Annotated in this window: 14 protein-coding genes and 1 pseudogene; 9 read left to right on the top strand and 6 right to left on the bottom strand. The window is 71.5% G+C overall.

Annotation, left to right across the window (positions count from 1 at the left end):
• Positions 1-4: 4 nt before the first annotated feature.
• On the bottom strand, positions 5-991 hold the full coding sequence (locus ACFWJX_RS09375; RefSeq protein ID WP_383239217.1) for an endonuclease/exonuclease/phosphatase family protein: 987 nt from the start codon (positions 989-991) through the stop codon (positions 5-7).
• Positions 992-1,223: 232 nt separating this feature from the next.
• On the opposite strand from ACFWJX_RS09375, the gene ACFWJX_RS09370 reads away from it, so the two are divergent.
• On the top strand, positions 1,224-2,504 hold the full coding sequence (locus tag ACFWJX_RS09370) for a ricin-type beta-trefoil lectin domain protein (protein ID WP_383239214.1): 1,281 nt from the start codon (positions 1,224-1,226) through the stop codon (positions 2,502-2,504).
• Between the two features lie 196 nt (positions 2,505-2,700).
• Here the strand turns inward: ACFWJX_RS09370 and ACFWJX_RS09365 are convergent, their stop codons facing one another.
• On the bottom strand, positions 2,701-6,126 hold the full coding sequence (locus ACFWJX_RS09365; RefSeq protein WP_383239212.1) for a CARDB domain-containing protein: 3,426 nt from the start codon (positions 6,124-6,126) through the stop codon (positions 2,701-2,703).
• Positions 6,127-6,596: 470 nt separating this feature from the next.
• Here ACFWJX_RS09365 and ACFWJX_RS09360 point away from each other — a divergent pair, with 470 nt between their 5' ends.
• From ACFWJX_RS09360 to ACFWJX_RS09335, 6 genes are all read left to right on the top strand, one after another.
• Positions 6,597-7,607 (top strand): LacI family DNA-binding transcriptional regulator, encoded by a 1,011-nt coding sequence (locus ACFWJX_RS09360; RefSeq protein WP_383239209.1) that lies wholly within the window; start codon positions 6,597-6,599, stop codon positions 7,605-7,607.
• Between the two features lie 237 nt (positions 7,608-7,844).
• Positions 7,845-9,260, top strand: coding sequence for an ABC transporter substrate-binding protein (locus ACFWJX_RS09355; RefSeq protein WP_383239206.1), 1,416 nt, complete (start codon positions 7,845-7,847; stop codon positions 9,258-9,260).
• A 144-nt stretch (positions 9,261-9,404) separates the two neighbouring features.
• Positions 9,405-10,376, top strand: coding sequence for a carbohydrate ABC transporter permease (locus tag ACFWJX_RS09350; protein WP_383239203.1), 972 nt, complete (start codon positions 9,405-9,407; stop codon positions 10,374-10,376).
• A 19-nt stretch (positions 10,377-10,395) separates the two neighbouring features.
• A complete protein-coding gene (locus ACFWJX_RS09345) occupies positions 10,396-11,271 on the top strand; it encodes a carbohydrate ABC transporter permease (RefSeq protein WP_383239200.1) in 876 nt (291 codons plus the stop codon).
• A gap of 149 nt (positions 11,272-11,420) precedes the next feature.
• On the top strand, positions 11,421-13,040 hold the full coding sequence (locus tag ACFWJX_RS09340; RefSeq protein ID WP_383239197.1) for a glycoside hydrolase family 13 protein: 1,620 nt from the start codon (positions 11,421-11,423) through the stop codon (positions 13,038-13,040).
• Positions 13,041-13,159: 119 nt separating this feature from the next.
• Positions 13,160-13,507, top strand: a complete 348-nt coding sequence (locus tag ACFWJX_RS09335) for a DUF1330 domain-containing protein (RefSeq protein ID WP_383239194.1) — start codon at positions 13,160-13,162, stop codon at positions 13,505-13,507.
• 35 nt (positions 13,508-13,542) lie between these two features.
• On the opposite strand, the gene ACFWJX_RS09330 is transcribed toward ACFWJX_RS09335, so the two are convergent.
• Complete coding sequence (locus ACFWJX_RS09330; protein ID WP_383239191.1) at positions 13,543-13,965, bottom strand: ATP-binding protein; 423 nt, start codon at positions 13,963-13,965, stop codon at positions 13,543-13,545.
• A gap of 178 nt (positions 13,966-14,143) precedes the next feature.
• Between ACFWJX_RS09330 and ACFWJX_RS09325 the strand changes: the two genes are divergently transcribed.
• The gene (locus ACFWJX_RS09325; RefSeq protein WP_383239188.1) at positions 14,144-15,118 is read left to right on the top strand and encodes an expansin EXLX1 family cellulose-binding protein; all 975 of its coding nucleotides are present in this window, start codon (positions 14,144-14,146) and stop codon (positions 15,116-15,118) included.
• A gap of 145 nt (positions 15,119-15,263) precedes the next feature.
• On the opposite strand, the gene ACFWJX_RS09320 is transcribed toward ACFWJX_RS09325, so the two are convergent.
• On the bottom strand, positions 15,264-16,049 hold the full coding sequence (locus ACFWJX_RS09320; RefSeq protein WP_383239185.1) for a hypothetical protein: 786 nt from the start codon (positions 16,047-16,049) through the stop codon (positions 15,264-15,266).
• 211 nt (positions 16,050-16,260) lie between these two features.
• Between ACFWJX_RS09320 and ACFWJX_RS09315 the strand changes: the two genes are divergently transcribed.
• Positions 16,261-16,995, top strand: a complete 735-nt coding sequence (locus ACFWJX_RS09315) for a D-Ala-D-Ala carboxypeptidase family metallohydrolase (RefSeq protein ID WP_383239182.1) — start codon at positions 16,261-16,263, stop codon at positions 16,993-16,995.
• A 171-nt stretch (positions 16,996-17,166) separates the two neighbouring features.
• Here ACFWJX_RS09315 and ACFWJX_RS09310 read toward each other — a convergent pair.
• Together ACFWJX_RS09310 and ACFWJX_RS09305 are read right to left on the bottom strand one after the other, a co-directional pair.
• Positions 17,167-17,544: pseudogene (locus ACFWJX_RS09310) on the bottom strand (NUDIX domain-containing protein); the annotation flags it as partial.
• A gap of 25 nt (positions 17,545-17,569) precedes the next feature.
• Complete coding sequence (locus ACFWJX_RS09305) at positions 17,570-18,535, bottom strand: YihY/virulence factor BrkB family protein (RefSeq protein ID WP_383239179.1); 966 nt, start codon at positions 18,533-18,535, stop codon at positions 17,570-17,572.
• Positions 18,536-18,557 lie beyond the last annotated feature (22 nt).

Below are 18,557 nucleotides of genomic sequence, written 5' to 3'. Positions count from 1 at the left end.
GACCTCAGCGGCTCGCCGGTCCGCCGTCCGGCCTGATCAGCGCGGCGACGGGGAGGTGGTCGCTGCCCGTGGCCGGCAGGGTGCGGACATGGCTCACGCGCCCCGAGCGGGCCATCACCTGGTCGATCCGCGCCAGCGGGAAGGAGGCGGGGAAACTGAAGGCGAAACCCCTTTCCGCCGTTTCCATCCGTGAGGTCAGAGGCTCCAACCCCCGGTCGTCCACGGTGCCGTTGAGGTCCCCCAGCAGGATCACCCTCCTCAGTGCCTCCGCCTCGACGGCCCGGCCCAGCAGACCGGCGCTCTCGTCCCGCCACGACGAAGCCAGGCCGCTCGCCCGGACGCGGACCGAGGGCAGGTGCGCGACGTACACCGCGATCTCGCCGTACGGTGTGCGGGCCACCGCCCGCAGCGCACGGTTCCAGTCCTCCGTGATCCCCCGGGGTTTGATGTCCAACGGCCCCGCTTCGGCGAGCGGATGCTTCGACCAGAGTCCGACGGTGCCCTGAACGGTCCGGTACGGGTAACGCGCGGCGAGCGTCCGCTCGTAGACCGGCAGTGCCGAGGGCACCAGTTCCTCGAGGGCGATGAGGTCGGGCTCGGCGTCGGCCAGGGCGCGGGCCGTACCCGTGGGGTCGCCGTTCTCGTCACTGACGTTGTGCTGCACCACGACCAGGTGACGCGGGCCCGGTTCCGGCCGGGGCAGCAGCAGCCCGCCGTGGAGATGCGTCCACAGAGCCGCCGGCAGGAGCAGGGCCACCAGCGCCACGGCGGACCGGCGCAGCAGCGCCAGGCCGAGCAGCGCCACGACCACCAGCCCGAGCCACGGCAGGAACGACTCCAGCAGGCTGCCCAGCCCGCCCGCGAAACGGTGCACCGTCCGGTGGAACGCCAGCAGTACGGCCGTCACCACCGCGGAGGTGGCGAGCACCCACCCGTGCGGCATGGCAACTCCCTCGCGGCGGAGACCGGTTGGTCCCGAACTGTCGATCATCGTACCCGGGAGGCGCTGTGCGGTCGGGCGTCATCTCCCGTCGTGGTCCATACCAAACTCTTGACATGGGCATTACTCACTCCTTAAATCACATGGTGAACTAAGTGCCCCCCACCTCCATGCGCGCCGACCGGCCGAACCCGCTCGCGTCCACCGCCTGCTGCTCTCGCTGCCGTCATGTACGTGCCGTACGCACGCCGGTCTCCGCGTCATGCCCGACGAAGGGAGAGTCATGGACTCCCCGCGCTTTCCCCGGCGCCTGCTCCGGTCGCTCGCGCCGCTCCTCGCCTTCGCGTCGCTGTCCACCGGACTCGCGCAGGGCGCGTCCCCGTCCGCCCCGGCGGCCGCCGCACCCGCCGTCGCCGAAGCCCAGGCGGCAGCCGTCACCTTCTCCGACGAGTTCGACGGGCCCGCGGGCGCCGCCGTGGACGCCGCCAAGTGGCAGACGGAGACCGGCGACAACGTCAACAACCACGAGCGGCAGTACTACACGGCCGGCAACCGCAACGCAGCCCTGGACGGCCAGGGCCATCTGGTGGTCACCGCTCGCCGCGAGAACCCGGGCAACTACCAGTGCTGGTACGGGCGGTGCGAGTACACCTCCGCCCGGCTGAACACGGCAGGCAGGTTCACCACCACGTACGGCCGTGTCGAGGCCCGGATGAAGGTTCCGCGCGGGCAGGGCATGTGGCCGGCGTTCTGGATGCTGGGCAATGACATCGGCCAGGTCGGCTGGCCCAGCTCGGGCGAGATCGATGTCATGGAGAACGTGGGCTTCGAACCGTCCACCGTGCACGGCACCCTGCACGGGCCCGGCTACTCCGGCTCCGGGGGCATCGGCGCCGGATACACCCTCCCCGGCGGACAGGCCTTCGCCGACGCCTTCCACACCTTCGCCGTCGACTGGAGCCCGAACGCCATCACCTGGTCCGTCGACGGCACGGTGTACCAGCGGCGCACCCCCGCCGACCTCGGCGGCCGGCAGTGGGTCTTCGACAAGCCCTTCTTCCTCATCCTCAACCTCGCGGTCGGCGGCTACTGGCCCGGAGACCCCGACGGCAGCACCGTCTTCCCCCAGCAGCTCCTGGTCGACTACGTCCGCGTCAGCACCGACACCGCCCAGCCGGGCGGCAGCGGCCCGATCACCGGCGTCGGCGGCAAGTGCGTCGACGTGGCCGGGGCCGACAACGCCAACGGCACGGCCGTACAGCTCTACGACTGCAACGGCACCGCCGCCCAGCAGTGGACCGTCGGCGGCGACGGCACGATCCGCGCGCTCGGCAAGTGCCTGGACGTGGCCTCCGGCGGCACGGCCGACGGCACCCTCGTCCAGCTCTGGGACTGCAACGGCACCGGGGCCCAGCAGTGGGCCGTCCCCGCCGCGCGGGACATCGTCAACCCGCAGGCGAACAAGTGCCTGGACGCGTCCGGCGGCAGTTCCGCCAACGGGACGCGGCTACAGATCTGGTCCTGCACCGGAGCCGTCAACCAGAAGTGGACGGTGACCCGCTGACGAGGCGACTCCCGCAGCGGCGGGTGTGATCCGGACGGGAACCGACCCGGTCTCCTTCCGGTCGCTCCGCCCCTGTGGGCCGCCGTGTGACGCGGCGGTTGGGAACATGTGCCGCGCCCGGTACCGGATTTCCGGCACCGGGCGCGGTGTACGGGAGGGAGCGGTCGATCCCCGTCACGACGGGATCGACCGCGTGTCAGTAGACGTTCCGCCGGGCGGCCGCGGACGCCCCGTTCGGCGTGCCGGTGATCGTGAACTGCGAGCCCGGTTCGACGAGTACGTCGCCCTGGGCCGAGCCGGTGATCGTGACGTCGGACAGGGTGGCGCTGCCGCGGGCGCCGCTCATCGCGAGGATGCCGGAGCCGTTGGTGGACCGGTCGATGCGGACGTCGGTGATCTTCACGCCCGGCATCGCGCCGCCGCCCGTCTTGAACTGGATGCCGTCGTAGGTCGAGTCGTGGATCTCGGTGTCCCGGATGGTGACGCCCGGGATGTCCTGACCCTGCGCGAAGAGGGTGATGGCGCCGAACTCCTGCGCCTCGCTCCAGAACGCGCCGCCCGTCCGGTACAGGGCGTTGCCCGTGATCAGGGTCTGCCCGGAGAAGGGCAGCGGATCGTGGTCGGTGGCCAGCATGATGCCCGGATAGTTCATGGTGTCGGAAACGACGTTGTTCTCGATCGTGTTTCCGTAACCGCCGTACACCGCGATTCCGTTGGCCCGCCAGGGCAGCTGGATGGTGTTGTTGCGGAAGCGGTTGTCGTGGCCGACGTCCACCGCGGTGTCCTTCACGTACTTGCTGGCCCAGACCGCGAGCGCGTCGTCGCCGGTGTTGCGGAAGGAGGAGTTGTAGACGGTGGAGTTGCGGGTGCCGTTGGCGAAGTTGATCCCGTCGGCGTACGTGTTGCGGATGCGGACGCCGCTGAACTCCAACCCGTCACCTGGGCCCCACAGCTCGGGGATGTTGGAGTAGTCCCGGCCGGCCCACACGCCGACGTTGGCGTGCTCGATCCACACGTTGGTGATCTTCGTCCCCTTGCCGAAGCGGCCGTTGAGACCGACTCCGCCCTCGTGGTTGCCGTCGCCGCCGCGGATGGTGCCCGAGCCGAAGATGGCGAGGTCGGAGATCTGCGTGTTGTGGTCGATGTCGAAGCCGAAGTTGCCCTCGTGCGGGTGGTTGATGCCGCCCGCCTCGTGCGGCGGGGTCAGGGTGTACAGCTGGGAGTGCCACATGCCGGCGCCGCGGATGGTGACGTCCCGGATGCCCACCTGGTTGAACTGGCCGCGATCGAGCGGGTCGTCGGTGAGGATCTTCTGTTCCTGCCGCCACTGCCCGGCAGGGATCCACACGCAGGCGATCCGGCCGTTCTGGTCCGCGGTGACCGCCCGTTGGAGGGCGTCGGTGTCGTCGAGGCCGTCGTTGGGGACGGCGCCGTACTCGGTGATCGAGGTGCAGGCGGCCGGTTTGGCGGCCGGGGGCGCCACCTGCTCCAGGTCGACGAGGTCGATGATGTGGAACGCGGCGGAGTCGCCCGCGTCACGCTGGAGGCGGAACGTGGTGCCCACCGGGTAGGTCTGCGACAGCAGTGCGTGGGACTCGTCGAACAGGCGCCGGGCGTCGCCGCCGGGCCGGTTGGTCAGCCCCTCGGGGTCGTCGGTGCTGCCGTAGAGCCAGCTGTGCTTCGACGACAGGGTGAGCTTGCGCACGAAGCTGCCGTCGGCGTAGAGGCTGATCGTGGCGTCCGCGCCGCCGCCGGTCGCGGAGTCCGGGACGGAGTTGCGCACCACGATGGAGTTGGCCGGATTGGTGGAGGTGAACTCCACATACTGGCCGGGGGAGTTGAGGCGGACCGACTTGCGTCCTGAGGACTCGGTGGCGAAGTTGGTGTGTCCGAAGGTCCGCTTGGCGTCGGCCGTCAGCAGCGTGCCCGAGTAACGGCCGTCCTCCGCCTCGTACGCGGTGTACGGGACGGCGGCGCCGCGCCCGACGACCAGGGACTTGGCGAGCACGTTGTTGTTCTCGTCGGTCTCGGTGACGGCCCCCGTGGCGTCGGCGGTCGCGGTGAGGGTGGCTCCGCCGGCGGTCGCCGTCCAGGTGCCGGTGATCGGCACGTTCACCGTGGCGTTCGCAGCCACCGGGCCGGTGGCGCCGTCGAGGGTGGTGGAGCCCGCCTGGACGCGGGTCACCGAACCGGCGGGCGCCGCGGTGGTCCCGCGGTTGTGCACGGCGACGGTGAAGGAGACGGGTGTGCCGACGGCCGGGTCGGCCGGGCTGGTGCTGATGGAGCGCACCTCCAGGTCCGGCCCGGGGGCCTGGGCGACGACCAGCCGGCTCGTGGCGGCACGGCTGTTGTTGGAGTCGTCCAGCTCGGCGACGGTGCCACGCGGGTCCACGACGGCCGACACGGCGTAACTCCCCGCCGTACGGGCGCCGGTGGCCACGTCGACGGTGGCGGAGGCGCCCGGGTCGAGTGCCGGGACGGCGCCGCTGCCGGCGACCGTGCCCTCGACACTCGCCTCCACGGTGGTGGCGGCGGAGCGCGCGGTGCCGGCGTTGCGGACGGTGGCCCGGACGGTGACCGGGTCCCGTTCGGTGGGCGCGGCGGGCGTCCAGTCCAGGGTCGTGACCGTCAGGTCGGGGGCGGGCGCCGCCGTGCCGACGACCTGGAACTCGGCGACCTGACCGCCGGGCGCGCCGGTGTTGGAGGAGAACCGCAGGCGTACGTCGGCCCAGCGGCCGCTGACCGGGATCGTCACCGTGTTGCCGCCCGCCGGGCTGAAGGCGTAGGTCTTCGTGGCGACGAGGGAGGTGAAACCGCTTGCCGCCTGCTGGCGGCCGAGGACCTGGATGCCCTGGGTGCGGGCGGCCCAGACCGGGTCGGGGTTGAGTCTGACCACCACGGCGCTGAGATCGGCGTCGGCACCCAGCTTCACGGTGAGGTCCGCGGGGTGGCCGGCCGCCTCCCAGTAGGTGGAGGTGGAGTCGTCGGTGGCGTTGGCCGCCACGTAGTTCTGCACGGAGGAGGTGGCCTCGACGGGCTTGTCCCGGGCCAGGTTGGTGCCGGCCGGGGGCGGTTCGGTGCCGCCGTCCTCGCCGTACACCTCCAGTTCGGAGAGCTGGGCGGCGTTCCAGCCGGTGTTGCCGGACACGTCGACGCGGACGTACCGGACGTCGGCGGGGGAGGCCAGGGCGACGGACACGGTGTTGGCCTGCGCAGGGTCGAACACGCGGACCGCCGAGGCGGCGAGGGTGCTGAACCCGGATCCGTCGGTGCTGCCCTGGAGGGACAGGGTCTGCTTGCGGCTCTCCCAGCCCGTGGGGAGTTTGAGCACGACCCGGTCCACGTCGTGGGCCGCGCCGAGGTCGACCTGCACCCACTGCGGGAAGGCGCCCGCGGGGCCTTCCCAGTAGGTGGCCTGGACGCCGTCGGTGGTGCGGGGCGCCGGGTACTCGGCGTGGGAGCCGCCGGCGGTGGCCGGGCGGCCGAGGGCCAGGTTGACGTCAGCGGCGGCCGGTGCGGCCTGGGCGGGGGAGGCGATGGTGAGCGGTAGCAGTCCCGTGGTGATGAGCCCGGCGACGACGACGCCGGTCAGGGGCCGACGGCCTGGTGGTCTCCATCTCATGAGGTCCTCAGTTCGATCGGTGGCACGGCGGAGGGCGCGGCAGACCGGCGGGGAGGTACGGGGGAGGAGCGGAGCGGGACGACCCCGGAGGGGCGGACCGAGAGGGCGAACGCCGGCCCGTGCACACAATTTGAGTCGAACAATCGATTCTTTGCGGAAACTACGGCACAGGTTTCTAGCGAGTCCCAGGTTTGTCAACGGTCCCGGCAGCGGCCGCAGTTGCCCCGCAAACCGCTTGCGTCGCTTGCCCACCGGCTTGCTTTTCCCGACAGCCGCCATGAAAGCCGCTGGCCGAGGCCGTTCACAGGGCGTAACGGGAAGGGCGGACACGGAAGGGGTCTCTGAGCGGAGGGCCACGGTCGGAGCGGACATCACGCTCTGCGGGCCGCGCCCGCACGACATCGCCGTGGACGGTCCGAGGCCCAAGATTCACGCAAGTCGCTTGCGCTGCTTGCGCTAGCCTTGCGCCCATGACGCGACGACTTGCTCAGGTAGCCAAGAAGGTTGGGGTCAGTGAGGCCACGGTCAGCCGGGTCCTCAACGGCAAGCCCGGGGTCTCGGACGCCACCCGGCAGTCCGTGCTGACCGCGCTGGACGTGCTCGGCTACGAGCGCCCCACCCAGCTGCGCGGCGAACGCGCCCGCCTGGTGGGCCTGGTCCTGCCCGAGCTGCAGAACCCGATCTTCCCGCTGTTCGCCGAGGTCATCGGCGCGGCGCTGGCCCAGCAGGGGCTGACTCCGGTGCTGTGCACCCAGACCAAGGGCGGCGTCTCCGAGGCCGACTACGTCGAGCTGCTGCTCCAGCAGCACGTCTCCGGGGTGGTGTTCGCCGGCGGACTGTTCGCCCAGGCCGACGCCCCGCACGACCACTACCACCAGCTCGCCGAACGGAGGATCCCGGTCGTGCTGATCAATGCCGCCATAGCGGAACTGGACTTCCCCTGCGTCTCCTGCGACGACGCCGTCGCCGTCGAACAGGCCTGGCGCCACCTGTCCCTGCTGGGCCACGAGCGCATCGGCCTGGTCCTCGGCCCCGGCGACCACGTCCCCTCGCGGCGCAAGCTCGCCGCCGCCCGCGCCGCCGCCGAGGCGGTCGGCACGACCCTGCCCGACGACCGGGTGGAGCGTTCGATGTTCTCCCTGGAGGGCGGCCAGGCGGCCACCACACGCCTGCTGGAACGCGGTGTCACCGGCATCATCTGCGCCAGCGACCCCCTTGCCCTCGGCGCCATCCGAGCCGCCCGGCGGCGCGGCCTCGCGGTGCCCGGACAGGTGTCCGTCGTCGGCTTCGACGACTCGGCGTTCATGAACTGCATCGAGCCCCCGCTGACGACCGTTCGCCAGCCCATCGAGGCCATGGGCCGGGCCGCCGTGGACCTGTTGTGCGCCCAGATCCGGGGTGGCGAAGTGCCGCCCGGCGAACTGCTGTTCGAGCCGGAACTCGTGGTCCGCGGCTCGACCGCGCAGGCCCCGCGGGACTGAACGGCTCCCACGCCGGAGGCCCGCCGACCGCACGGCATCGCGCCGACCGCGCTCGCTCGGCCCCCACTCGCGCCGCGATGACGGTCACCGAACCAGCCCTCCACGCCTATCTGTCAAACAATTACGAAATCTGCGCGGGATATTGCGGACACTTGTCGACGGTGGTTGAGTGTGCGGCGCCCCACATCGCCTCGGCGAGGGGGCGCCTTCCACGTTCATGCCGAAGGGGGACCACCCATGAGAACAGCTCGGTTCCGCCGCACCCGCCGCGCCGGCGCGGTCACCCTCGTCTCCGCTCTCACGCTGACGGCGCTCGCCGCCTGCGGCACGAGCAGCAGCAACGACGACGACAACGGTTCCGGGAACAGCGCGAATTCGGATCCCGCCGCGCCGCTGGACCCCAAGACCAAGGTGACCATCACCATCGACTGCATGCCCCCGGCGGCGAAGGCGGCCGAGCTGAAGGAGTGGAACGAGGACGTCAAGGAGTTCAACAGGACCTATCCCAACGTCACCGTTCAAGGCCGGTCCACCCCGGGGCAGTGCCTGGAGCCGCCCCGCTTCACCGCGATGCTCAAGGCCAAGTCCCAACCCGACGTGTTCTACACCTACTTCACCGACCTCGCGCAGGTCCTCGACAACGACGGCGCCCAGGACATCACCGCCTACGTCAACGACCGGACCGTCCCGCTGCTCGAGGACATCGACCCCGACGTCCTCGGCTCCCTCAAGCAGGACGGCAAGCTCTACGGCCTGCCCACCAGCAACTACCGGATGGGCCTGCTGATCAACCGCAAACTCTTCGCGGAGGCCGGCCTCGACCCGGACACCCCGCCGGCCACCTGGGCGGACGTCCGCGCCGCGGCCAAGAAGATCGCGGCCCTCGGCGGCGGCGTCGCCGGGTTCGGCGAGTACAGCGCCGCCAACACCGGCGGCTGGCACTTCACCGCGCAGATGTACAGCCTCGGCGGTGACGTCGTGGACACCTCCGGCAAGAAGGCCGCCTTCAACGACGCCATCGGCAAGCAGGTCGCCCGGAACCTGCACGCCATGCGCTGGGAGGACGACTCCATGGGCAGGACCCAGCTGCTGAAGTGGGGCGACCTCCAGAAGCAGATCGCCACCGACAAACTCGGCATGTTCCTCGCCGCGCCCGACGACGTGACCTACATGGTCCAGCAACTCGGCGCCGAGTACGAGAACTTCGGCATGGGTCCGATCCCCGGCGGCAAGAACACCCTCGCCGGAGGCAACAACTACATGATCAAGAAAGGCATTTCGCCCGACAAGGTCAAGGCCGCCGTCGCCTGGCTCAACTTCAAGTTCACCACCGTCGGCAAGGGCCACTACGACTGGCGGCGCGCCAAGGCCGACGGTCTGCCCGTGGGACTCCCGCAGCCCAACCTGTGGCTGAACGACAGCAAGGCCAAGGACGACGCGGCCCGCAAGCAGTACGCGACCATGCCGGTGGAGAACTTCAAGGCGTTCATGGACAACCCGGTCCCGGGCAAGGCCGAACCGCCGAAGGCCCAGGAGATCTACAAGGTCCTCGACAACGTGATGTCCGGCCTCCTCACCAACAAGGACGCCGACATCGACAAGCTCCTGTCGACGGCGGAGTCCCAGGTCAACCAGGTTCTCGCCACCCAGTGACCCCGCCGGGCCGGGCGGCGTCGCACCGCCCGGCCCGCGAGCGCGCCCCGCGCCCGCCCCCTCACGGAGGGGCGAGCCCGACCGCCCACGTCACGTGCCCGGACGTCGCGTCCGGCGGCACCGCAGCACGTCAAGGAGCGCCTCATGTCGGCCCCCACCCTCGCGCAGGACCCGACGGCCAAGGACCGCCGGCCCCGCCGTCCCCGGCGGACCCGCGCCGGCGCCGTACGGCACCCGGACGCGAGCCTCGCCCAGGCCGTACGCCGCAACCTCACCGCTCACGGCTTCCTCATCGGCGCCGTGCTCTGCTTCGCCTTCTTCTCCTGGTACCCGATCGTCCGCGAGTTCCTGCTCGCCTTCCAGAAGACCGAGAACGGACACGTCAGCTGGGCCGGCTGGGAGAACTTCGTCACCGTCTGGAACGACCCCGCCTTCGGACAGGCCTGGCGCAACACCCTGTGGTTCACCGTCCTCGCGCTGGTCCTGGGCTTCGCCGTGCCCTTCCTCACCGCCCTCGTCATCAACGAGTTCCGGCACGGCCAGGGCTATCTGCGGCTGCTGGTCTACCTGCCCGTGATGCTCCCGCCCACCGCGTCCGTCCTGCTGTTCAAGTACCTGTACGACCCCGGGTACGGCATGTTCAACGAGGTCCTCGGCGTCTTCGGCCTCCCCGCCCAGCAGTGGCTCCAGGACCCCGACACGGCGATGCTCTCCGTCGTCGTCGCCTCCACCTGGATGAACATGGGCGGCGCGACCCTCATCTACCTCGCCGCACTCCAGGGCGTCCCCGGCGAGCTGTACGAGGCCGCCGAACTCGACGGGGCCGGCCTGCTGCGCAAGGTGTGGCACGTGACGATCCCGCAGACCAGGCTCGTCCTGCTGCTGATGCTCCTCATGCAGGTCATCGCCACCATGCAGGTCTTCGTCGAACCCTTCCTGCTCACCGGCGGCGCCGGACCCGAGGGCTCCACCACCACGGTCGTCTACCTGATCTACCAGTACGCCTTCAACTTCAACAACTACGGCGCCGCGGCGGCGCTGGGCCTGCTCCTGCTCGTGCTGCTGGCCGGCTTCTCGGCCGTGTACACCAGGCTCAGCCGCGCCGCCGACGAGTAGGACCGGGGGAGACACGCACATGTCCACACGCACCCTCATCCCACCCGCCCGACTGGCCCGCCCGCGCGGCAGACTCGTCTACTGGCTCGCCTTCGCGCTCGTCGTCGCCCTGTTCACGCTCGCCTTCCTCGGCCCCCTGTACTGGATGGTGTCCGGCGGCCTCAAGACCACCCAGGAAGCCGTCCAGACCCCTCCGACCTGGGTGCCCGGCTCCGTCCACCCGGAGAACTACCGGCGGGCCTGGGAGGTGATGGACCTCGCCCGGCTGCTCCTCAACACCCTCTACTACGCCTTCGGAGCGCTCGCCTTCCAACTGGTCCTGGACGTGGCCGCCGCCTACTCGCTGTCCAAGCTGCGGCCCGTCCTCGGCAAGGCCATCCTCGGGATGATGCTCGTCACCCTGATGATCCCGGCGACCGTCCTCGTCGTACCCCAGTACCTGACCGTGCTGGACATGCCGATCATCCAACGCAACCTGCTCAACTCGCCCTGGGCGATCTGGCTGCCGTCGGTCACCAACGCCTTCGCCATCTTCCTGCTGAAGCGCTTCTTCGACTCCATCCCCAGGGAACTCCTCGACGCGGCCTCCATGGACGGCGCCGGCCCGCTGCGCGTCCTGTGGTCCGTCGTGCTGCCGATCTCCCGGCCCATCCTCGGCGTGGTGTCCATCTTCGCCGTCGTCGGCGTCTGGAAGGACTTCCTCTGGCCGATGCTGGTGCTGCCCGACCCCACGGGCCAGACCCTCGCCGTCGGCATCTACTCGCTCGCCACCAGCGTGCCCGAGAACGTGCTGATCGCCTCCCTCACCATCGCGTCCCTGCCCACCCTGCTGCTGTTCCTCCTCTTCCAGCGCAACATCATGAGCGGGCTGACCGCGGGCGGCCTCAAGGGCTGACGCGCCCCTTCCCCCTCGGCACCGGTTCCCGCCGGGCCTCGCGGTGCCGCCCGTCGCCCCTTCCGAATCCTCCGCCGCCGCCCCGTTCTCGACACCCCGCTGTCCGGGGCGGCGGCGGAGACCCACCCCTGCCCCGAAAGGACCGTCACGTGGCAGCCCCTCATCGCGACACGACCCCCGGCCCCCCGGACGACTGGTGGCGTGACGCCGCCATCTACCAGGTCTACCCCCGCAGTTTCGCCGACGGCGACGGCGACGGCACCGGAGACCTCGCGGGCGTACGGGCGAAACTGCCCTACCTCGCCGAACTCGGCGTCGACGCCGTCTGGTTCACCCCCTGGTATCTCTCGCCGCTCGCCGACGGCGGCTACGACGTCGCCGACTACCGCACCATCGACCCCGCCTTCGGCACCCTCGACGAGGCCGAGAAGCTGATCGCCGAAGCACGCTCCCTCGGCATCCGCACCATCGTCGACATCGTCCCCAACCACGTCTCCGACCAGCACCCCTGGTTCCGCGCCGCACTCGCCGCCGGACCGGGCAGCCCCGAACGCAAGCGGTTCCACTTCCGCCCCGGACGCGGCGAGCACGGCGAACTGCCGCCCAACGACTGGCCGTCACAGTTCGCCGGCCCGACCTGGACCCGGGTGGCGGACGGCGAGTGGTACCTGCACCTGTTCACCCCTCAGCAGCCCGACCTCAACTGGGCCCACCCGGCCGTCCGCGAGGAACACGAGAGCGTCCTGCGGTTCTGGTTCGAGCGGGGCGTCGCGGGCGTCCGCATCGACTCGGCCGCCCTGCCCGCCAAGGATCCCGCGCTGCCCGACTTCGTCGAGGGCCGCGATCCCCACCCCTACGTCGACCGCGACGAACTCCACGAGATCTACCGCTCCTGGCGGCGCGTCGCCGACGCCTACGGCGCCGTCTTCGTCGGCGAGGTCTGGCTGCCGGACTCCGAGCGCTTCGCCCGCTACCTGCGCCCCGACGAACTGCACACCGCGTTCAACTTCACCTTCCTCGCCTGCCCTTGGGACGCGGCCCGGCTGCGTACGGCCATCGACGACACCCTCGCCGAGCACGCCCCCGTCGGGGCCCCCGCCACCTGGGTGCTGTGCAACCACGACGTGACCCGCACGGTCACGCGCTACGGCCGTGGAGAAACCGGTTTCGACTTCGCCACCAAGGCCTTCGGCACCCCGACCGACCTGGACCTGGGCACCCGCCGGGCCCGCGCCGCAGCTCTCCTCACCCTCGCCCTGCCCGGCTCCGTCTACCTCTACCAGGGCGAGGAACTGGGCCTGCCCGAGGCGGACATCCCGCGCGACCGCATCCAGGACCCCATGCACTTCCGCTCCGGCGGCACCGACCCCGGCCGCGACGGCTGCCGTGTGCCACTGCCGTGGACCGCCGACGCCCCGTACGCCGGCTTCGGCTGCTCAGGCACCGACCCCTGGCTGCCGCAGCCCGAGGGCTGGTCCGCGTACGCCGCCGACCGCCAGGCCGCCGACCCCGCCTCGATGCTGACCCTCTACCGCACCGCACTCCGGCTGCGCCGCACCGAACCCGGCCTGGGCGACGGCCCGTTGGAGTGGCTGCCCGCCCCCGAAGGCGTCCTCGCCCTGCGCCGCGCATCCGGCCTGGTCTGCGTGGTCAATCTCGCCGACGCCCCCGCCGTCCTGCCGGACCACGAGACCGTCCTCCTCACCAGCGGCCCCCTGGACACCGACGGCCGACTGCCCACCGACACCGCGGCCTGGCTGCGCGGCTGAACCGTGGAGGGCCGTCCCAGGGTGCCCACGCGTCGCGCTTACCTCCCGGGTAATCGACCGCGGCCCTTCGACGGCGCAGGATCGTGGGTGTCGAGAGCCCGACCGGACGGAAGGACACCATGTCTGCCTACGCGATCGCCCACCTGCAGGAAGCGGCACCGCACGCCGAAATCGCCGAGTACATCGAACGCATCACCGCCACCTTGGCACCGTACGGCGGCCGCTTCCTGGTGCACGGCGCGCAGCACGAGGTCATGGAGGGCGCCTGGCCCGGACACGTGGTGGTGATCGGTTTCCCGTCGATCGCCGAGGCGCGGGCCTGGTGGGCCTCCGACGCCTACCGGGAGATCGCGCCCCTGCGCGCCCGGCACATCGAGGGCGACATCATCCTGGTCCCGGGCGTCCCCGAGGGCTACGACGCCACCCACACCGCGAAGACGCTGCGCGAGGCGCTGCCCGCTCGGTAGCGTCCGCTTCCGACGAGCGTCGGACACCGGCCCGTTCAGCTGCGCCCGGCGTCCGCCGCGGGCGGGCGGAAACATGCCGTGATCGTTTTCCCGTGCGGGCAGGGGTGCGCCTCCCAACTGTCGGCCAGGGCGTCGACCAGGAGCATCCCCCGCCCTCCGACACGGTCGGTGCTGGGCTGCCGGGGAGCGGGCAGCTCGCCCGAGTGGTCGTGCACCGCGATGTGGAGACAGCGGCTGTCCCACATCATGACGAGCTGGGCGTTGCTGCGGGCGTGCCGGTGGGCGTTCGTGATCAGCTCGGAGACCGTCAGCAGAACGGCGTCCGCGGTCTCCGGGGCCTCGGCGCTCCAGCCCAGGGTGTCGAGGTGTTCCCGGGCCCAGTCGCGGGCCGCCTTCACCGAGGTGTGCATCGGCAGAGTGCGCGCCCACCCGACCGCTCGCAGCGCCGATTCATCCATCGTGACCCCTTTCGTGGATCCTGCCGCGACGCTTCGGCGTGTACCCCCGGACAGCGATGTGAGGCATGTCGCGCGGCGGACAGCACCGGAAAGCGTGGCAGAAGACGGCGGCAACCTTTTCGCGTCGGGCGGCGACTGCGGTGATGTGAAATCGACCCGCTCTTCCGAACGGACGGACATGAAGGTTACGAGGCACGCCGCGAGCCGCCGCCGGCGCACGAGCAGGCGCGGACCGTGGACGACGGCGACCGCGGCGCTGGCCGCCACGGGCGTTCTCCTCTGCCTGGTGATGGCACTGCGCCCCGACGGCGGCAGCGACCCGGGAAGGACCGTCGCGGCCCCCGCCGCCGACGCCCCGTCAAGCACCGCGCGGCAGAAGCCGTCCCGGTCACCTTCCCCCTCTCCCTCCCCCTCCCCGTCCTCCGCCACGCCCACGGCGACCTCCGGCGCGAGCCCGTCGAAGACCCCCGCCGCGACTCCGGGAGCGCGCGCGTCGGCCTCGGACCCGGCACGGGCGGTCGTCGCGGAGGTGCCGTCCGCGGGCCGGATCCGTCCCGGTGTCACCTATCGCGGACTCGCCACCCACTACGACGCCGGAGACGGCGACGGCGCCTGCCTGTTCGGCCCGAGCGACGGCCTCATGATCGCGGCGATGAACCACACCGACTACGAGACGTCCAAGGCGTGCGGGGCCTACATCCGCGTCCGCGCGGTGAGCGGAGCCTCCGTCACGGTCAAGGTCACCAACGAGTGCCCGCTGCCTTGCGCACCCGGCCAACTCGACCTCAGCAAGCAGGCGTTCGCGAAGCTGGGCGCCCTGTCGGCCGGGGAACTCTCCATCACGTGGAGCCTGTTGAGCCCCAGCACCTCCGACACCGTCGCGGTCCGTTACAAGACCGGTTCCACCCAGTACTGGTGCGGGATCCAGGTCGTCGGCCACCGCAACCCGGTGGCGCGACTGGAGGTCAGGGCCGACGGTGCCTGGCGTCCGCTGCCGCGCGCCGAGTTCAACTACTTCCTCTCCGAACAGGGCACCGGCTGCGGCGGCGCTCTCCGGATCACCGACATCTACGGCGAACAGCTCCAGCTCGACGGCATCCCGGTGCGCGCGGACGTCCTGCAACCGACCGGCGTCCAGTTCCGGCAGCACTGATGGAGTGCAGTCAGGGGAATCTCGACGTCCTCGCCGGTCCGGTCGGCTTCGTCGGCCGGCTGGTCCGGGGGCCGGAAGGGAACGACGCGGCGCCGTCCCTGCGTTCCGGGGAGGCGGCGCCGCCGCGTGCGGCGTGCGGTCGTCGTCAGCCCACTCTGTCGCCGGCGGTGACCGGGTGGACCTCCAGGTCCGCGGTGGCCAGCAGGTCGGCGATCAGCTCGGGGGACCCGCCGACGTACGTGCTCATCAGGTCCACGTCACCGCCCAGGCACCAGGCACGGTCGTCGGGCCACCACAGGTCGGGCAGTTCGGCGAACTCGTCCAGCTCGACCGGGCTGACGGCCTCCGCGAGGGTGCCGGAGAGGAGCACCTCGTCCCGGCCGGGGGTCTCGAACGAGGGGAACCGGTCGAAGTCCCAGCGGCCGTAACCGTTCCACAGCCCGAACCAGCAGTGCTCGGAGGCCCGGGTGTGGCGGGCCAGGACGGGGACGAGGGACAGGGCGACCGCGGGCGGGGTCGGCCCTTCCGCGGGATGCTCGTCCCAGACGCCGGGCAGGCCGTACTCGGAGGCGTCGAGGTGGTCGAGGTCCATGCCGATCACCTCGTGCCAGGCGGTGTCGGGTTCCACGACCCGCCCCAGGGCCGCGGCCACCGCCGCCCACGGCACCGGCCGTTCGTCCAGCGACGCCGGATGCAGCACCCGGGCGTAGGCGGCGAACCCGGGCGCGGCGACAGCCGCCACGGTCCCGAAGCCGCCGTACCCGGGGGCCCGTTCGGTGAGCCACTCGGCGGGGCGGAGGTCGCTGGACCGCACACGGAGGCGTCCGTACCGCTCGGGAGCGGGCTCCCGGTGGACCAGGGGGAAGTCGTCGTCCCCCAGTGGGTCCAGGTGAGGGTGTGCGAGGGGGTTCGGGAGGGGATTGTCGTCCATCCCGCCCATCATGCATGCCGTCGGGCGGCACATCGCACGTTCGCTGTCCTCGGTGCCGGGCTCGGCGGGGGAGAAGTCGACGGAAACGCTTTCGGCGCCGCCGTGCCTCGGCACCGTTGACGCGCGTAGTACGGTGCTCCACGCTGTGCACGGGCCGCTGTCGAGACGGCGGCGGCCGGTCGGTACGGGAGTCGACGGTCGGGAGGCCGGGATGTTCAGACGCGTGTCACGTCTGCTTGTCTCTTTTGTCATGATCATGACTGGTGCGGTGATCGGGGTGGGCGCCACCTCGGGCACCGCGCACGCCGACGAGTGCTACACGTGGAGCCGCACCCTGACCGAGGGGTCCTCCGGAGGCGACGTCACCCAGCTCCAGATCCGCGTCGCGGGCTGGGTGACCTCGGGCGAACGGCTCTCCTACGACGGCCGGTTCGGCGCGCGGACGACCGCCGCCGTCAAGAAGTTCCAGGCCGCGTACGGGCTGACCGCGGACGGCGTCGCGGGAGCGCAGACCTTCAGCAAGATCTACGCCCTCCAGGACGCGGACTGCACACCGGTCCACTTCGGCTACGCAGAACTCAACAGGTGCAACTCCGACTGGTCCGGCGGCGCGGTCTCTGCCGCCACCGCCAAGGCGAACGCCCTGAAGACGATGTGGAAGCTGGAGGCGATGCGGCACGCCCTCGGCGACGTACCCGTCACCGTCTCCAGCGGCTTCCGGTCCTACGCCTGCAACAACGCGGTCGGCGGATCGTCCACCAGCCGCCACCTCTACGGCGACGCCGCCGACCTCACCGGCTCCCCGACCCTGTGCCGACTCGCCCAGCAGGCCAGGACGCACGGCTTCTCGGAGATCCTCGGTCCGGGCTACCCCGGCCACAACGACCACACCCACGTGGCCCTCGACCCGTCGCCGTACTGGTCCGCACCGACCTGCGGCATCTGAGCCGGCGCCGGCCCACCACCCGCGGCGACCGCCCACCGGCCCGGCGGCGGCCGGGCGGCCAGGTCGCGCCCCGCTCTCACCCGCCGACCGCCCCCACGGCCCGTCCGGCACCAGGGCGCCGAGGACCGCTGTCGGTCGCGGCGGCTCGACCCGGTCCGGCAGCGAGCGCGGCTCCGGCCACGCGACCCGGCGGTGCGTGTCCAGGGCTGCCCGCTCGTCGGGGAGGAGACGCGTCCGTACGGGAGGCGGCCCCTCGGCGGTGAACAGCGGGAGGAAGAAGTGCTCCGTCCCGACGTACCGCTCGCCCTTCCCCCACACGTCCCGGTCGACGGCCGTCCACCGGTCGATGACCGCGGCCGGGTCGAGCCCGGTCTCCTGGGCCGGTTCGCGTCGCGGCGCCTCCAGCGGTGTCCCGCCCGGCTCGATGCCGCCACCGGGCGGCTCCGGGAGCCGGGTCCCGTCGAACGGATCACGCCGGCGCAGCACAAGCACGCGATGCGCGCCGTCCAGGCGGACGACCCGGGCAGCGGTGCGGTGTGTCGTGTCCACCGCCCCGCTGGTAGGCGGCGAGGTCTCAGGTGCCCGGCCCCGGGTCGGGACGGACGGGGGCCTCGATCCCGGCGCGTGCCGCCTCCAGCTGGGCGGCGAAGGCGATGCCGAGGAACAGGGCGATCGCGGTCACATTGGCCCACAGGAGCAGTGCGACGAAGGCGGTGAGCGGACCGTACACGGCGCCGAACGAGGCGCTCTTCCCGACGTAGAGCGACAGCAGCCAGGTGGCCCCGACCCACAGGACCAGGTGCACCGCGCTGCCGAAGGCGAGCCAGGTGTAGCCGGGCTGCCTGCGGCGCGGAGACCACCGGAAGATGGCGGCGGAGGCGATCCACGCGAGCGCCAGACCCACGGGGATCCGCAGCGCGTCCCACCAGCGGTGCCCGCCGGAGCCGGTGCCGAGGGTCTCGGCGACGGCGTCGCCGAGCGGCCCGCCGGCCACGAGTGCCACGAACCCGAGCACCAGCGGCATCCCGGCCGCGACGGACAGCAGGAGCGCGCGTCCGTACTTGCGGGGGAAGGGGCGGTCGCGCTCGATGCCGTAGATACGGTTGGCGCCCCGCTCTATCTGGGCCATCGCGGAGGCGAGGTTCAGCATGGCGAACGCCAGGCCGAGCCAGAGCGCGAGGGTGCTCCACAGGTCGCCGTGCGCGCTGCGCCGCGTCCCGGCGAACGCGTCGTCGAGGAGGTCGGTACCGGTACCGGGCACGATGTCACCGAGCGTCTGTTCGATGACCTGGCCCACCGAGTCGGTGTGCACGGACGTCGCCAGGCCCACCAGGGCCAGGGTGAAGGGCAGCAGACCCAGTACGACCTGGAAGGCGAGCGCCCGCGCGTTGGTGAAGCCGTCGGCGTACCGGAACCGGGTGAACGAGTCGAGGAGCAGGGGTACGCCGCCGTAGCGGCGCAGCGCGGTCAGCGCCTCGTCGCCGGACAGTTCCTCCCCGATCATGTCTCTGGTCTGCGGTACGTGGACGGCGGTTCCCATCGCGGACAGGCTCCCTGCGCTC

The sequence above is a fragment of the Streptomyces sp. NPDC058335 genome, from assembly GCF_042723915.1.
Lineage (GTDB): Bacteria > Actinomycetota > Actinomycetes > Streptomycetales > Streptomycetaceae > Streptomyces.
The sequence above is the reverse complement of the archived record's forward strand: the minus strand, read 5'-3'. Positions and strand labels throughout refer to the sequence as shown.

Bases quoted from the DNA above. Each gene is read 5' to 3' on its own strand.
- ACFWJX_RS09375 (WP_383239217.1), bottom strand. From the start codon at position 991: ATGATCGACAGTTCGGGACCAACCGGTCTCCGCCGCGAGGGAGTTGCC.
- ACFWJX_RS09370 (WP_383239214.1), top strand. From the start codon at position 1,224: ATGGACTCCCCGCGCTTTCCCCGGCGCCTGCTCCGGTCGCTCGCGCCG.
- ACFWJX_RS09365 (WP_383239212.1), bottom strand. From the start codon at position 6,126: ATGAGATGGAGACCACCAGGCCGTCGGCCCCTGACCGGCGTCGTCGTC.
- ACFWJX_RS09360 (WP_383239209.1), top strand. From the start codon at position 6,597: ATGACGCGACGACTTGCTCAGGTAGCCAAGAAGGTTGGGGTCAGTGAG.
- ACFWJX_RS09355 (WP_383239206.1), top strand. From the start codon at position 7,845: ATGAGAACAGCTCGGTTCCGCCGCACCCGCCGCGCCGGCGCGGTCACC.
- ACFWJX_RS09350 (WP_383239203.1), top strand. From the start codon at position 9,405: ATGTCGGCCCCCACCCTCGCGCAGGACCCGACGGCCAAGGACCGCCGG.
- ACFWJX_RS09345 (WP_383239200.1), top strand. From the start codon at position 10,396: ATGTCCACACGCACCCTCATCCCACCCGCCCGACTGGCCCGCCCGCGC.
- ACFWJX_RS09335 (WP_383239194.1), top strand. From the start codon at position 13,160: ATGTCTGCCTACGCGATCGCCCACCTGCAGGAAGCGGCACCGCACGCC.
- ACFWJX_RS09330 (WP_383239191.1), bottom strand. From the start codon at position 13,965: ATGGATGAATCGGCGCTGCGAGCGGTCGGGTGGGCGCGCACTCTGCCG.
- ACFWJX_RS09325 (WP_383239188.1), top strand. From the start codon at position 14,144: ATGAAGGTTACGAGGCACGCCGCGAGCCGCCGCCGGCGCACGAGCAGG.
- ACFWJX_RS09320 (WP_383239185.1), bottom strand. From the start codon at position 16,049: ATGGACGACAATCCCCTCCCGAACCCCCTCGCACACCCTCACCTGGAC.
- ACFWJX_RS09315 (WP_383239182.1), top strand. From the start codon at position 16,261: ATGTTCAGACGCGTGTCACGTCTGCTTGTCTCTTTTGTCATGATCATG.
- ACFWJX_RS09305 (WP_383239179.1), bottom strand. From the start codon at position 18,535: ATGGGAACCGCCGTCCACGTACCGCAGACCAGAGACATGATCGGGGAG.